The 14,329-nt window shown below is 39.1% G+C and carries 16 protein-coding genes; 2 read left to right on the forward strand and 14 right to left on the reverse strand.

The window, feature by feature from the left end:
• Positions 1–86: 86 nt before the first annotated feature.
• Complete coding sequence (locus tag ACE38W_RS13520) at positions 87–1,301, forward strand: collagen-like protein (RefSeq protein WP_375831622.1); 1,215 nt, start codon at positions 87–89, stop codon at positions 1,299–1,301.
• 338 nt (positions 1,302–1,639) lie between these two features.
• Here the strand turns inward: ACE38W_RS13520 and ACE38W_RS13525 are convergent, their stop codons facing one another.
• The 12 genes from ACE38W_RS13525 to ACE38W_RS13580 all read right to left on the reverse strand — a co-directional run bounded on the left by ACE38W_RS13525 (position 1,640) and on the right by ACE38W_RS13580 (position 11,403).
• Positions 1,640–2,032: a RidA family protein gene (locus ACE38W_RS13525; RefSeq protein ID WP_375831624.1), complete on the reverse strand. Its 393-nt coding sequence runs from the start codon at positions 2,030–2,032 to the stop codon at positions 1,640–1,642.
• Between the two features lie 80 nt (positions 2,033–2,112).
• Positions 2,113–2,805 (reverse strand): helix-turn-helix transcriptional regulator, encoded by a 693-nt coding sequence (locus ACE38W_RS13530; RefSeq protein ID WP_375831627.1) that lies wholly within the window; start codon positions 2,803–2,805, stop codon positions 2,113–2,115.
• 181 nt (positions 2,806–2,986) lie between these two features.
• Complete coding sequence (locus tag ACE38W_RS13535) at positions 2,987–3,205, reverse strand: hypothetical protein (RefSeq protein ID WP_375831628.1); 219 nt, start codon at positions 3,203–3,205, stop codon at positions 2,987–2,989.
• 223 nt (positions 3,206–3,428) lie between these two features.
• A complete protein-coding gene (locus tag ACE38W_RS13540) occupies positions 3,429–4,106 on the reverse strand; it encodes a flavin reductase family protein (protein WP_375831630.1) in 678 nt (225 codons plus the stop codon).
• A gap of 337 nt (positions 4,107–4,443) precedes the next feature.
• Positions 4,444–4,839 (reverse strand): YybH family protein, encoded by a 396-nt coding sequence (locus tag ACE38W_RS13545; protein ID WP_375831631.1) that lies wholly within the window; start codon positions 4,837–4,839, stop codon positions 4,444–4,446.
• Complete coding sequence (locus ACE38W_RS13550; protein ID WP_375831633.1) at positions 4,826–5,836, reverse strand: NAD-dependent epimerase/dehydratase family protein; 1,011 nt, start codon at positions 5,834–5,836, stop codon at positions 4,826–4,828. Before ACE38W_RS13550 ends, ACE38W_RS13545 begins: the two co-directional genes overlap by 14 nt.
• 79 nt (positions 5,837–5,915) lie before the next feature.
• Positions 5,916–6,521: a Crp/Fnr family transcriptional regulator gene (locus ACE38W_RS13555; RefSeq protein WP_375831635.1), complete on the reverse strand. Its 606-nt coding sequence runs from the start codon at positions 6,519–6,521 to the stop codon at positions 5,916–5,918.
• Between the two features lie 413 nt (positions 6,522–6,934).
• Entirely contained in the window at positions 6,935–7,549 is a 615-nt protein-coding gene (locus tag ACE38W_RS13560) for a YdeI family protein (protein ID WP_375831638.1), read from the reverse strand.
• A 121-nt stretch (positions 7,550–7,670) separates the two neighbouring features.
• Entirely contained in the window at positions 7,671–8,579 is a 909-nt protein-coding gene (locus ACE38W_RS13565) for a helix-turn-helix domain-containing protein (RefSeq protein WP_375831639.1), read from the reverse strand.
• Positions 8,580–8,927: 348 nt separating this feature from the next.
• Positions 8,928–9,707 carry a hypothetical protein gene (locus ACE38W_RS13570; RefSeq protein ID WP_375831641.1) on the reverse strand — a complete coding sequence of 260 codons (780 nt, stop codon included), beginning with the start codon at positions 9,705–9,707 and terminating at the stop codon, positions 8,928–8,930.
• A gap of 693 nt (positions 9,708–10,400) precedes the next feature.
• Positions 10,401–10,961 (reverse strand): hypothetical protein, encoded by a 561-nt coding sequence (locus ACE38W_RS13575; RefSeq protein WP_375831642.1) that lies wholly within the window; start codon positions 10,959–10,961, stop codon positions 10,401–10,403.
• Positions 10,962–11,100: 139 nt separating this feature from the next.
• A complete protein-coding gene (locus tag ACE38W_RS13580; protein WP_375831644.1) occupies positions 11,101–11,403 on the reverse strand; it encodes a hypothetical protein in 303 nt (100 codons plus the stop codon).
• A gap of 241 nt (positions 11,404–11,644) precedes the next feature.
• Between ACE38W_RS13580 and ACE38W_RS13585 the strand changes: the two genes are divergently transcribed.
• On the forward strand, positions 11,645–11,860 hold the full coding sequence (locus ACE38W_RS13585) for a hypothetical protein (RefSeq protein ID WP_375831645.1): 216 nt from the start codon (positions 11,645–11,647) through the stop codon (positions 11,858–11,860).
• 156 nt (positions 11,861–12,016) lie between these two features.
• Here ACE38W_RS13585 and ACE38W_RS13590 read toward each other — a convergent pair whose 3' ends face one another.
• On the reverse strand, positions 12,017–12,577 hold the full coding sequence (locus ACE38W_RS13590; protein ID WP_375831646.1) for a hypothetical protein: 561 nt from the start codon (positions 12,575–12,577) through the stop codon (positions 12,017–12,019).
• 2 nt (positions 12,578–12,579) lie between these two features.
• Positions 12,580–13,875 carry a hypothetical protein gene (locus ACE38W_RS13595; RefSeq protein WP_375831647.1) on the reverse strand — a complete coding sequence of 432 codons (1,296 nt, stop codon included), beginning with the start codon at positions 13,873–13,875 and terminating at the stop codon, positions 12,580–12,582.
• Positions 13,876–14,329 lie beyond the last annotated feature (454 nt).

The following is a 14,329-nucleotide window of genomic DNA, read 5'->3' on the forward strand; positions in this document are numbered from 1 at the left end:
CTGCAACCATTTTTTGTCACAACTGTTACTCCATATCTCCGAATAACTCATTACAAATCAATTTCAATCCCAAAAAACTACTTAATATGAAAAAGCTGTTACAAGTAACCATGTTTTTTGTCGTATTACTCTTAGTATGGGTGGGCTGTAAAAAAGGTGATCAAGGCGCACCTGGTGCACAGGGCGCACAAGGTGTGCAGGGCGCACAAGGCCCCCAAGGGGTGGCTGGTCCTGCCGGCACGAAAATTTACAGCGGAAATGGGCCGGCTGACGCATCAGTGGGCAGTATAGGTGATTTCTATCTAGATCTTTCTACTTCTAAATTTTATGGCCCTAAAACGGCTAATGGCTGGGGAACACCAATTACTTTAATGGGTGCAACCGGCGCTACTGGTGTCACTGGTGCTACCGGTGCAACTGGTGCAACTGGAGCAACTGGTGCTACCGGCGCAACTGGTGCTACTGGTGCTACTGGTGCTACTGGCGCAACGGGAGCCACTGGTGCTACTGGTGCGGATGGACCACCTGGTGCAACAGGACAAACTGGTGCTACCGGAGCAACCGGCGCTACTGGTCCGACGGGAGCCACCGGTCCGACTGGCGCTACTGGCGCGACTGGTGCCACTGGCGCGACTGGGCCAACCGGTGCGACCGGTGCAACGGGAGCCACCGGGGCTACTGGTGCAGCAGGAAGCCAGATACTAAGCGGCACAGGTGCTCCTACTGCTGCTATAGGAAATAATGGCGATTATTATTTGGATAAATCAACTTACATATTATATGGCCCTAAAACCGCCGGCGCATGGGCTGCTGGGTTATTATTGCAAGGTCCCGCAGGACCACAGGGACCAGCAGGACCTCAAGGACCAGCAGGAGCCACAGGAGCTACAGGAACCGCCAATGTGATCTATTCTACCTGGAAGTATGCTACTAATCCCAGAGATACGATGATAGACGAATCCAATCTGTGGGCTGTGGATCTGGCGGCACCTAGCCTGAATGCTGCCATTCTTAGTTCAGGAACAATAATAGTTTATCTTCAATTTGGAGGAGGCATGGAGGTATTGCCTTATACTGCGTCTGCGGGTGGAACCACCGTAAGCCTTATCTCCTTTATCCCTGAGATAAGTAATATACTCGTTACACGCTTTACCTTTGATAATAGTGGCAGTATTGAATTACCATTATCACTACAATACCGCTACATCCTGATTCCGGGAGGTGTTGCCGGCAGACAGGCAGCGCATCCTGACTACAACGATTATGCTGCCGTATGTAAATTCTATAACATTCCTCAATAAAACAGCACTGTGAGATAATATAAGCGCCTATCTCTAAATAGAGATAGGCGCTTATATTATTACTGTTGACTGCATGCAAATTAATAGACGGAAAGCTAGTATTAGATTCCTGTTCAATTCTTCCCTAGATTTTCTTTTGAGCCTCCAGAGAGGCTTTAGTCAGATGCTTTTTTATAGCATCAAAGTCTGGATTTTTATTATAAATTATCCTGGTAATTGTGCTGTTAATACTGTCAATGTCCAGCTCAAACTTAGGCGAATAAGATCTCATGTCGTCATACATAAAAAATAAAAGCCGGAGGAGCTCCGGCTTTTATTCAAAGATGTTAAACCAATGCTTATCTTACCACTGTTGCTTCCAGTTCTACCGTCAGCGTAGCAAATAATTCTTTCACACCTAATAAAGTAGTGGCTTGTTGGATACTGTACTTTTGAATAAAGGGCACATATACATCCATGCAGGTTGTAAAAAATTCCTGTGTAGAGGTAGTATATACGTTCAGTCTTACTATGTTCTTGCACTCATAACCCGATTCGCTGATCAGCTGTTCCAGGTTCTGAATAGTTTGAATAAGCTGTGAACGCATGTCTGTACCGCTTGGTATCCCATTTGCATCTATCGCGACCTGTCCGGAACAATAGAGTGTTCCTGCTACATTTTTAACTTCTACTGCCTGTACTGAATTAGTGTTTTTGCCCCATGCCCAAGGGTCGAAAGTCTGCTTTTCCATTTTTCTTGACTATTAATTTGTTATTGATAGTGCAAACCTAAAACGGGGTTGCGACAGCCTTATGTCAGGGGTATAAAAACTTAGTAATATTTATCAAAATACTCCTGCAACGTCATTTTATGCGGAGTGAAATTTTCGGATAGAATTTCGAGTCTGGTAATCCTGTCCAGGCGGAAATACCTGAACGCTTTACGCAGGCGGCACCAGGCTATCAGTAACCAGTTTTCATTGGTGCTGATCAGAGCAAATGGTTCAAGTACCCTGTCTGATGCTTTATGTTGCTCGTTACTGTATTTCACTTTTATAAGGAGAAAATTAGTCAATGCAAATTGTAGCTGCGATATATTATTACTGTTTCTTTCCCTGTTTATATTCTGCTCAAAACGGGTACGGTCGGCGAGTAAGTTGGCTTTGTCTTTTTCCGGCTGCCTTAGCACTGCTTTTATTTTATCGATAGCCTCGGTGTAATCTTTTACAAAAGAAGTGTCTTTATTTTTCAGCACCAGTTGCTCCGCCAGAATCAGCGCGTTGGCCTGGCTTTCAGAAAACATCACTGGCGGAATTTTATAGCCTTCCATCAGCGTATACCCTTTCCCTTCTTCTGTAAGAATAGGGACACCGGCCTGTTCCAGTGCCCTGATATCTCTGTAGATGGTCCTTACATTCACATTGAATTTTTCAGCAAGGGTGGTCGCTGTCAACAATCGCTTTGTCTGCAATTGTGTTAAGATAGCGGTTAGCCGTGAAAGTCGCTTGGTATCGTTTTCATTCATTTTTAACTTGATCCATTTTATAGAGAAAATAGCAAAGTCCAATCAACCGAAAAAGTAGGTATCTATTTGAGCAATATCCTGTAAATACCTATCAATAAAATTTTGTAATCCTCTGGAAAACATCTCCCCTCCTATTTTTATTTTCAGAACCTGAACATTATCAGTGTTGAAAATTAACAGCTTATTTAAGTTTATACCAGTTTGAGGTAGATTTATATTTTCGCTTCAAACGTACTAAAATTCCAAGCATTACTAATAGACCAATGCCTACCAATGCTATTATATAATCCGTCTTAGCGGGTATACTGTGACCACTTCCATGCGCAATTACCCCAAAAAAAAGATCTAAAAGGAATAATACACCCGCTAATATTGTAAAAATTGAAATTAGATATTTCATAATTATGCTGTTTCTATTTTCCTGCTGCATCCACCAATGCTAATTTAGTGATATAATGTGTCGTAAAAAATGGGAATTAGCGGGAAATCTCGACACTCGTAGTAAATAAATCGGAAACTTAGAACCGATTGATATAATCTGTTACATGCATCCGATAAGCGTTCACTATTATTTTATTAAATGAGCGTCTTTAATTTTTAAACATTTTCTGTGCTAAGATGAATTATGAGATTTGCCCTGCCTGTTCAGCTCTCCTGTAATCTGCTGTACGGTAGGATGATTCTGGGATCAGCGCCAATGTAGAAGGGTGTACTTTACTTCCGAGTCCATAAAGTTCCTGGAAGCTCATGATAAGAGGCCGCCACTTATCCGGATCAACATGATCGGACTTTCCATCCATCAATATAGATTCTTCAAGGTGCACACGTTGTATACGCATTTCAAAAACAACGATCTTACCACGCATTGCATCGTCATGTGATGCGAGCCCATGAACATCTTCTACTACAGCTTCCATTTGCACCGGGCACTCCAGCACAGACGGAGGCCGCACCGTTATTGAGTTTACAGGCGTTAAGCCTGCCTTTTCAAATTTATTTGGTTCATAGTAATAACCTCTTGCAATTTTACCTTCAGGCACTGGATTGCTGCCAGTAGTCCTGGCTAGTTTATTTACAGCACCCGCCTGGTCTACGGATGGTAGATTGATCACACATTCTCTTTCACGGAGCAGGTTATGAGTTGTTTTTGAAGATGCCGCCAACCCTACCATGCAGCGCCATCCCAGCCAGAATATAGAAGAACTGGGTGCAAGATTAAACGTACCATTTTCATTGGTGGTACTGATCAGTATTACTGGTGTTCCAAAATAAAGTATTGATGGATGCGAATGGATATGCATAGCGATATTTTTTACCACAAAGCTATCTGCAATACATACCATCAAAAACCCGAATCTTGCTTATCTTCCATTCGCTCAAAACAACGAAAAGGTAGATCCCTTAGGTGCGGCAGATTCATTGTAAGGAGATCTTCTTCCTGATAACTTTCAATGTCAGAGACTATGAATTTCTATTAATCTACGCACTTCCTGGCACATCCTTCCTGTCAATGCAAAAATGGTAAATTTGGAACAATGTAGTTGGAGAAATTGGCTGTTCTGCTGTAAAAAATTATCCAATCCAGAAAATTTTTCAATGGACCTTCTTTTTTATTAGTTCAAATACAGCCAGTGCCCCTTAATTTTCAAGCACTGCTGCGCCAAAGGGGTTATCGACCCACCATAACCAAATACCTACTTTATTTCTTTTCATCATGCACGTAGTATGACCGCTCATGCTAATAGTATGACCACCAGGTGTTGTACCTGTCATTTCCCATTTATCCAGCCAAATTGCTACATCGTCGATGATGGTTACATGTGACTTACCTCCTTTTATGTCTGGTCGCCATGCACACAGCTGCTCCATTGCCAGTTCTATTTGTTGTAGCCCTCTGATAGCTATACCTTCCCTGTCAATGTACACACCCTGAACATCAAAACAACTTATGGCTCCTTTAACATCTCCCGTTTTTATGCAGTGACGGAAATAGGATACCATGCCGGCAGGCGTACTTTTATCAAATCCTTCCATTATTAAATTCTTTATGTTGATACAGGTATTTTAATGCGTTTCCTATAGCTATACGCGGCGAAGTAGGATCATATCCTAAATCCCTTTCAGACTTGCTTATATCCATATCTTGATGAACATTAAAATACATTCTTACCTGATTGACGAGGAGTTTAGGTTTTTTCCCTGTTATGCCCGATACCAACTCCATCAGCCAGGCATTCACATAAAGCAACCATTGGGGAGACTTTGAAGGCAATTGAAGATCCAGCTCCGGGAACATCTGCTGTGCTATTGCGGCAATCTCGGTAATTCCTATAGCTGTTGTAGTGCCAAGAGCATAACGTTCCCCATTTCTGCCCTTCTGTGCAGCCAGATAGCAACCTGCTGCCACATCCTTTACATCTACCCAGTTAAAATAAAATTGAGCATCTATTTTTATTTGTTTGTCCAATACCATCTTCAGCGTTTGCTGAGATGGGGTCAGATGCGTACAAACAGCACCTATCATGGCCGACGGACAAACACTGACCATCTGTATATGATGAGCTTTTGCCATTTTCCAGGCTAACCTTTCACTATCAATTTTGGATTTATAATAAAGATTTTTTGTTTCGTTATTAAAAGTTTCCGGACTTATAGGCCATGTTTCTCTACCTAATGCAGCAATAGAACTTACATAAATAATCTTCTTTACTCCCGCTGTTGCAGCTGCCTCCATTACATTCCTGGTAGCGATCATATTCGCATCATAGATATCTTTTTTCGGATTTTTCGTCCATAACTTATACACCGCTGCTACCTGATACAAAATATCTACACCTTCCAATGCTTTTAAAAGCGAGTTTTCATCATGCAGATCCGCATAAACCGGGCTAAAATTTAAATCTTCAAATGGTGTTGCGTTATCCAGGTCCCTGACAGTTCCTTTTACTTTTTCTCCTTTACTTAAAAGATGTCTGAGTAAGTTATTCCCAAGATGGCCGTTAACGCCTGTAATTAGTGATATTTCCGTCATTATTGTATTACATTTATTGCAACACAAAAATCACCGGAACCGAAGTCAATTAAAATAACAATTGTTATTTTAATCCATTTTATCCTTTTATCCTGCTTAGAGATTCCGGCTTAACACCAATATAGGAGGCTATATACTGAACCGGGACATGTTTAATAATATCCGGTCTTTCCTCCATCAATTTGGCATAACGCTCTTTTCCCTTTAGTTTCCCAAATGTCAGGATTCGTTCCTCTTTTTTCAGCAATGCAGATTTAAGGCATGTCATACCCAATTGAATCCATGCAGGATTTTCAGTAGCTAATTCTTCGAAGGAAGCTTCTGATATTTTACAAACGATGCAATCAGTTACACATTGAATGCACATAAAAGAAGGTGCTCTTTTTAATATACTATACATCGATGATGCAAACTCCCCACTGCCTAGTAGCTCAATGGTAACTTCTTCGCCCTTTTCTGTTCTATAGAATGAACGAGCGTACCCCTCCAGAATAAGAAAGTAGTTTGTAGACGTATAACCTTCCCTGATAAGGAAATCCCTTTTCTTCTTGTGATAGCAACTAAAATGTTTTCTGATCTGGGATAAATCATCGATCGTGAAATTGAAATGATCCTTAAAACATTTTACCAGTAATTCATCATTTTCTTCTGAAGCCGGAGGCTTCAATATACCAGATTCTTTCATATGTATAGCAAGTCTGCTTCAACAAATCTCCATTAAAATGATGATATGATTTGGAAACGTGCCGTAATATAAAGATTAAATGAAAGAGGTTATCTCTAGTAAATAGAAATAACCTTTTCGAGTGCCCATTAGGGGAATTATATCGAATCAATTTTTGTTGGTTTTCAAAAAATCAAATGATCTTCATCGATGAATTACCCTAACATTCGATAACGTCATTTATTACAAAAAATAAAACCCACTTTTAGGGTGGGTTTTATTTTTGGCGGAACCTATCTGGGAGAAATATTGAACTTTTATAGCTTTTGATTAGATCGAAAAGATTTGAGTGTTTTTTTCAAATTCCGCTTCTGCTGTCGACGAGGAAATTGAGTCAAATATAAAAGTGTTCATCAAATGAGTTATCTAACGACTTATTTTTTATGTTTCCAGAATCGGCTTTTCCCTTCTCCAATCCATTCTACAGCTTCACTTATCCTTTTATTTCTGGTTTCATCGGTTTTGGCATCAGATATCCAAATAATGTATTCTTTGCGAAAGGAGTTAGACTTGGTTTCAAATATTGCCTTTGCTTCCGGCGACAAGGCTAAAGCCGCTTCAAAGTAGTCAGGGACATCCAGCGTTTTAGGCTTTTCAGTCACAGGTTTTTCCCGGGTTACCTTGATACCGTTTTTGTTTAGCAGCATTGCTTCGTTGAGCATGGCGATAAACTCGTTATCAGCAGGCAACTCGCTGAGTTTAGTTATCTTGCCTAAAAACCGTTTAATGGGCTTGGCTTCCTTGCCATTCTTTAGACGTGGGTCACTCATAAACTCCGCGTTCATGAAAGTAAAAGCACAATGCGCCTTATAGGAGGCCATAACAAAGAGGTTATTACCGCTATACTCGAAATGCGGAATACCCCATTTGATCACCTCAACAACATCGGGACATACACCCTTTATGAGATTGCGCCAATGATTTAGGACTGGTTTGGCGAAATCCTCTGCCTCAGCGATATAACTCTCTACAGATGACTGTTGATTCATTGATTAATGATTTTGAAAATTTGGCAGATTGATAAATACTTTGCTCGGCATAGAATTAAACTTGGTTGCAAAGAAACCGTAATCGACTAATCTATACTTGTCAAAATCTTGGTTTTTTTAGTCAATTTCCTAAAGTTTGGTTACCGCGGAATGCTGATGGCGTCATACCGGTATGTTGCTTAAAAAACCGGCCGAAGTTTGCAGCATCGGAAAAGTTAAGCTGATAGGCAATTTGCGAAATTTCTGAATTGGTATAGAGCAGCAACGATTTCGCTTCACTTGCTAAGCGGCCAGAAATAAAACTCAGTGCGTTTTTTCCAGATACAGATTTGACGACTTGAGAGAGATGATTTGATGTGACGGATAGCATGTCCGCGTATTCTTGAACTGTGCGTTTGTCAACATAATGATTTTCGATCAGCTGGATGAATTTGCGCAGCAGCTCTTGCTGGCCCGTGGGCACCGGGTTGTTTTTTTTGTATTCGTTGGCAAACTGCTCCAGATAGCAGAACAATCCCAGCAACTTCAATCGTGCTTCTAAATGCTGATCCTTGTCTGATTGCTCATAAGCTGTGAACACGGCCTCGAAATGAGGAGCCAACTGTTCGAATGTTGTATGACCAAAATTAAATAGGTTAGTATGTAGAAGATCGAACAGCGGAAACTGTTTTTGAAAATCAGGTTTGAAGAAAGAAAAAGCCTCAGGTTTAAAATAAATGATATAACCTTCCAGCGCGTTGTTATGCGCAAAGCTATAAATCAGATTGGGAGAATGGAAAACAAGATAGGAATCGGGATTATATATGGTTTTGTCACCGAAGTTCACTTGAATTTTCCCTGAATTATAAAACAACGCAAAGAAATAAAAGGAACGCTTGAAAGGCGGGCGGTATACAGACACTTGTCCGGGGACTGGTTTTAGCCGAAGACAGAAAAAATCGGGATTGACGGTACCGGCTGGCCAAGGTATGGACGCAAGAAAATCATTAATTTCTGTATAGTAAGGAAGACCCATTTTTGTCTTTTCCATAAATAACCGCGAAAAATTTGGCTAATATAATTATTATATGAGCTGTATTTTAGGGAAATCGGGAAGAAAGCTACCGAACCGCAATGCCAGGATAAAATGCAACGACTTGCACAAACATTTTCCAATGGACAGATTGTGCCGGAAGAAAATCGCGGTTCTTTTTGAAGAAGGAAGACGGAGGAAATTTCCGAGTATATCAGTTATTTAAAGAAGTGGAAAATTGCCTTCTGATTTTACAGGACTCAAAACCCGCTACTAGAGCGGGTTTTAAAAGCAATACTTAAATTAATACTTAGAACAAGAGCATTTTCGAATCAATTAGAGTATACTAAAATAATTGTGCCCTCATTAAAAACCTAGTGCTGTTCTGATAGCTTCCTCAACTGGACAAAACGGTCCTGAACCTTCAATATTAAAATCACTTCTGAGCAACAATGGAGGCTGTGCCATGAACTTAGGCTCTGTACCATGATGCTGCTGGGCACTGTGAGCCAGGAATGGATGACAGAGATATACCGTCCCTGCTTTTCCGGTAGCCAGCACCTCATGTGTCCCCGATAATGTCTGCAATTTCATTGCCAGCTCCATAAAAGTCAGCCCTTCATCCCCTTCCGGTTTTAATAATCGGGCAACATCCATATGAGATCCCTTGAGAATTTTTGTAGGAGCATCGAGTTCAGTCACATCAGAGAATAGAAAGAGCATCAGCAACGCTCGTCCTTTGGAGTTGATATTAATCCGCCAGTTGAAGTAATCATCAGGATTAGTTCCTGGAAAACTGGCGTCTACATGCAAGCCGGTATCTCCGGGATCATCAATTGAAGGAAAACGTACCGGAAAAGTACCCATGCTCATGCAAGGTATCCATTTGCCTTTACCTACTAACTGATCAAAAGCATTATGAAGCACATCTGTGTTAGCTGCTTCGATAAAAGGTGAATGATTGTAAAAACCTAACCTCATAACAGCTTGTTTCCATGTTGTAGGATCATTGGACTCCCCTGGCAGGTCATTCCATAAAATGGTTCTTATTTTGGAAGATAGTTCTGCCGAAAACGCGTTGTCGATGCGTACAAAGCCATCAGCAATAAAAGATTGTAGTTGTTGTGAATTTAAGAGGTTGCCCATAATGTTAAGTTTAAAGTTCCGACAATAGAATAATCGATGTCCCCACAAGGGACATTAGTCATTTGACTTAAAACTTTATTATAACATTACGGTCATTCTCATATAACAAATGTATAATAATTCCTTTAAAATTCTATACACCAATTCCAGCACTATTGAATCTAGGGTTAGATAATCTTTTGTTGGCATAGTATGCAACAGCGACGGATGATCCCTTCTGTTGCTTCTTAAAATAACATTCTAGGATTACTATGATCTACAATTGCGTTCGTCCCTGTTGTCCCTATAAGAAATTATGAGTACTAATTGAGACGATATGTAACCGCGAGGGGATTTTTCCCCTTGCTCTTATAAACGTATTGCTTTTTTCATAGATAAGAATAGGTAAGATTTAGAAAAATAGGTAATAACAATAACTCTACCATTTTCATGTATTGAAAAGATGGGGTGTTCCCACCCTGTCTCATTTCTCATTCATACAGTCAGTCATAACAACACCTCTACCATATCCTCCATTAATATTTTAAGACACCACTGGAAATAAACTTCGTAAAGTAGTTACAGACGTTTCTGATTCTGCGAATGGGAGAATTATTACAACAGATTACATAAATGATATCATATACATTAATAGATGCTAAACATGATTACCTTGTTGATTTTACATTAATACGTAAGTAAACATTAAGGCCTTTATATATCCGCTGATAAAAGTTTATTGAGTATTTTATTAGCAGGTAAAATCTGGTAAGGATCATGCGTAACCTGATAAGCATTTCCTTCTTCATCCATTCCTACGAAATCTCCATCTTCAAGATCTTTTAAGTGATAGTAGGTCGTTCCTTCTAGCTCTATAGGATAGACATCATCTGGGGAGATTTGCTTTTGTTGATCCTTAGTCAAATGCTTTTTAATCTTATCAAAGTCTGAATTTTTGTCATATAGTATTCTAGTGTCGCTCAAATCTATCTTGTCAACATCAAGTTTGAATTTGTCATTATTTGGAGTAAAGTATCCTAAAACAAGGCCATACCCTACAACGATATTAAATTCTATATACTCATTACTTAAAGTATCATAAACTTTTGTGCCTTTTATCAAAAAACCATTGTCGCTTTTGCGTTCATATTTTCTAACAACGTCTCCATAAGAAAAACCAATATAATTGGGCCTCACCGTAGATTTTCTTGAAATCCGAACCAATAATCCGTCATTAACCTGCTTTGCCAGATAGGCAAAATCATCGGGTAGCATGTTGAAAATATTAACCAACAAGTTAAGCTCCCAGGATGCGACTTTAGATCTTTTAAATAAATTGAACATAGTTACATCTATTTCTACCAATTTTACTTAGCTATTCGTTGATTAGTTGCTGTGTTCAAGATCTTCTTTATTAATTAAAATATTCAGTGAGATCTTCTACTTCAAGCGCTACAATCTCATATGGGTCAGAAGTAATTTTATAGAATATACCTTGCAAGTCAATACCAACAAAATCACCATCCTCTATCTCTCGAACGTGAAAGTATACCTTGCCATCTAATTCAACTTCATATACATCTGTGGGGTTGATTTTTGATGTCAGTGACGGAGGGATAAGATGGGCTATTTGCTTATATTCCTCTCCTCCCAGATATTTTATTTTATAATTTACTATACTTACCCTGTCGGGTACAATTCTGAATTTTGAATTCAATGGGAATACATAGCCTGCTAAAAGCGCACTAGAAACATATATGTTAATCGGAATAAATGAATTTGATATTATATCCCATAAATTGCCGGCATGTTGCCTTGGCCGAAGCCTAAAAAATAATATAGCCAGGTAAGTATTGGGTCATTCCCGTTAGGATCAGCAAATGTTATCGGATTATTGAAGTTACTATTATAAGGAGATATCCCGGTTCTTAAATGATTTCATTTTCCATCAAATTAGTTTGAATCAGATTGTAGATGAATATAGAAGCAACAATGAACACATAAATGATAACAATGGAAAGGGACTTTATGAACGAATTGATAAAGAATTAAGAACAAGGAAAAAGAGTAGAGTTGAAATCATTGAAATGGTGGTTGAGTATTTAATACAAAATGACAAAGCCAGCATTGAAAAGATATCTGTTTTTTTAAAGAAGCAATTTGATCCAAGCTAAAAGCAGAAATACAGCGGAAGATTTTTAGAATAAGCGATTGTCTACCTAAATTGATTATTATAAACCAAGCAATCAAAATAAAACTGAACGGCTTGAGTCCAGTACAACACCTGACTCAAGCCGCCTAATCCAAATGTCTTTCTGAACTTTTGTATGTTACCGTGGACCGCACCTAGTACTTGCCCAGCTGAATACATAGTAAGGTGGCGCTATGAATAATGGAACACCATTCTGTTGCTGTGAAAAACTAAGTGCACTACTTAATTGCGAAACCATATCTGCAGATAACCACGGATGCAGCCCTGAGCTTTTGTTTTCTAATAAATAGCAATGAATCCAAAATATTTTGAAATCCTTCAATCCTTTAGTTTCAGGAATTTTAGTGTCCCAGGGAAGCTCCGCCAAGTTTTTCAGGTTAGCCCTAATGAAATCTTTGAATGCCTCAGAGGCACCTTCCGAAAATTTCGGTGCCAGAAGTATTGAATCCTTATACTCGAGGATTACTGAAAAGATAAGTGGGTGATCATCTTGTACAGCGCCTTTAGGGGTTATACTTCCGGTTTTCGACCAGGCCCGGATATAAGGATCAGGCCTAGTAAGGCCTATTGAATCATAAGTTCCAGTTATAACCTTACCGGTTATGGGCTGGATTTGTTGTTGGGCAATAACTGTTCCTGGCATGAGGACAAGTATGCTAAAAATGAATAAGTATCTCATAGTTAATTACAATTGGTACCAGCTGTTCCATTTTTATGTTTACCTGCAAATATTTGTATGTCATTTTTTTCATCAACTGACAGGTTGAGATACTCTTGCGTATCTTCAAGTCCAATCCATACCAATTTCTTCGCATCAGAATAACTCAAATTAGGAAATAGACTTCTCAGTGAATTCACCTGCGTTTCAAAATAGGAACCAAATGACATCTCAATGTGGTCACGCACTTCATCAGGATTTTTATACTTAGCAAATAATAGAGCGTGAACAATTTCATGATAAATAGTTGCTGCAATATACTCCTGAGATGAATTATTCCTTTTGGTATTTAATGTTATAGTAACAGTATACTCGTTACTATTAATTCCTTGTGGCTGATAACGTCCAATTGCATCTAACCGATCAGCTAATGTATCTTCCTGAAAATCACAAGTCAACCTATCATTATTTTCATATAAAACTCTAAACGAATTAGTAATATTGCTATTAAGATCTGAAAATACTACTGTTGATAATACTGAGGATAGGCAAGGGCTACGAACACCGCTACGTACGTCCTGAATTGAGGTTGGTGTACCTGAATTATTATTTCCAGGAGTGTTGCCGCTCATGTCTCCCCCTCCTCCTCCATCTTCAGGAGGAGGTAGTTCCTGATTTCCGACAGGTAAATTAGAGCCCCCGTTATCAGCGACATCATACCATGTGCAATATGTATTACTAAAATTAAATTGCCAAGGACCGCCATTTACGGAATACCAGTAATTAATGGTGACACAGCTGTAGACAGCTCTTGCATTATCAATTCCCGAATTTCGAGGTGTTGGCATTTTTACAATTGCTCCATCCTCCATTGTGTACGCGGTAAGTTTGTTGCCGGACAAATCTTCCAGCATTACTGCACCTGAGAATGCAGGATTGTTGCTGCTTGTACGAAGTAGCTTCATCACCAGGTGATGGAAATTACTATCCGATCCTTTATACACCAACAGATAGCTTTCTAGCTTCAATGGCAGTATATGATTGTCAAAAGTAGCTTTCTGTGACGAGTCTGAAAAGAGTGGTACAGAGACTGCATCTATCTGACTAAAATGCCTGATGATTGCCTGCTCCCATAAAATTGAGTCGCTGCCTGTGGCAGATCTTCCATTAGGAAATACTTCTTGCCTGATACTATCAACATAATACTTTGCATCCGTTATCAGTTGGTTGGGCTTGGCCGGGGTGTTCTGCAACTTATCCGTCTTATTGCAAGACAGCAAGAAAACTATTCCTAATAGGGAATAAAGTAGTGTTCTCATGAAATACAATTAAAGTTTTGGGTACGTATCTGTTTAGGGTTCAAAAATCGGTTGTGATTTGCTATTAAAGGTTTTAAAGTAGGGCTACACAAAACATCTATCATTTGGTTGAATGCTACTTACACTTTCGGGTCTACTTAATCCTGCTTTTTTGAATATTATATATAGAATTTCTTATTACATCATGAATAAATTTATATAAATCATTGGATAATAAGATATACGTGATAAATCCTTATTTAGTTCTAAAAAGTCATTTTGGCTTCCTGATAATGTTCTAATTACAGTGGAAGACTGCTAATTCAAAATACCATCGTAATATACTCATTATCAATGTATTGAAATTTTTACTGATTAGATATAATTCCAAAATTTATTTTTATATTTATTTGTAATTCCGAACCCCAAAAATATGAGATACCTTATACTGCTGTCTTTTTATTTGATGACCGTT

It is taken from the genome of Chitinophaga sp. Hz27, assembly GCF_042263525.1.
Lineage (GTDB): Bacteria > Bacteroidota > Bacteroidia > Chitinophagales > Chitinophagaceae > Chitinophaga.

Bases quoted from the DNA above. Each gene is read 5' to 3' on its own strand.
- ACE38W_RS13520 (WP_375831622.1), top strand. From the start codon at position 87: ATGAAAAAGCTGTTACAAGTAACCATGTTTTTTGTCGTATTACTCTTA.
- ACE38W_RS13525 (WP_375831624.1), bottom strand. From the start codon at position 2,032: ATGGAAAAGCAGACTTTCGACCCTTGGGCATGGGGCAAAAACACTAAT.
- ACE38W_RS13530 (WP_375831627.1), bottom strand. From the start codon at position 2,805: ATGAATGAAAACGATACCAAGCGACTTTCACGGCTAACCGCTATCTTA.
- ACE38W_RS13535 (WP_375831628.1), bottom strand. From the start codon at position 3,205: ATGAAATATCTAATTTCAATTTTTACAATATTAGCGGGTGTATTATTC.
- ACE38W_RS13540 (WP_375831630.1), bottom strand. From the start codon at position 4,106: ATGCATATCCATTCGCATCCATCAATACTTTATTTTGGAACACCAGTA.
- ACE38W_RS13545 (WP_375831631.1), bottom strand. From the start codon at position 4,839: ATGGAAGGATTTGATAAAAGTACGCCTGCCGGCATGGTATCCTATTTC.
- ACE38W_RS13550 (WP_375831633.1), bottom strand. From the start codon at position 5,836: ATGACGGAAATATCACTAATTACAGGCGTTAACGGCCATCTTGGGAAT.
- ACE38W_RS13555 (WP_375831635.1), bottom strand. From the start codon at position 6,521: ATGAAAGAATCTGGTATATTGAAGCCTCCGGCTTCAGAAGAAAATGAT.
- ACE38W_RS13560 (WP_375831638.1), bottom strand. From the start codon at position 7,549: ATGAATCAACAGTCATCTGTAGAGAGTTATATCGCTGAGGCAGAGGAT.
- ACE38W_RS13565 (WP_375831639.1), bottom strand. From the start codon at position 8,579: ATGGAAAAGACAAAAATGGGTCTTCCTTACTATACAGAAATTAATGAT.
- ACE38W_RS13570 (WP_375831641.1), bottom strand. From the start codon at position 9,707: ATGGGCAACCTCTTAAATTCACAACAACTACAATCTTTTATTGCTGAT.
- ACE38W_RS13575 (WP_375831642.1), bottom strand. From the start codon at position 10,961: ATGCTACCCGATGATTTTGCCTATCTGGCAAAGCAGGTTAATGACGGA.
- ACE38W_RS13590 (WP_375831646.1), bottom strand. From the start codon at position 12,577: ATGAGATACTTATTCATTTTTAGCATACTTGTCCTCATGCCAGGAACA.
- ACE38W_RS13595 (WP_375831647.1), bottom strand. From the start codon at position 13,875: ATGAGAACACTACTTTATTCCCTATTAGGAATAGTTTTCTTGCTGTCT.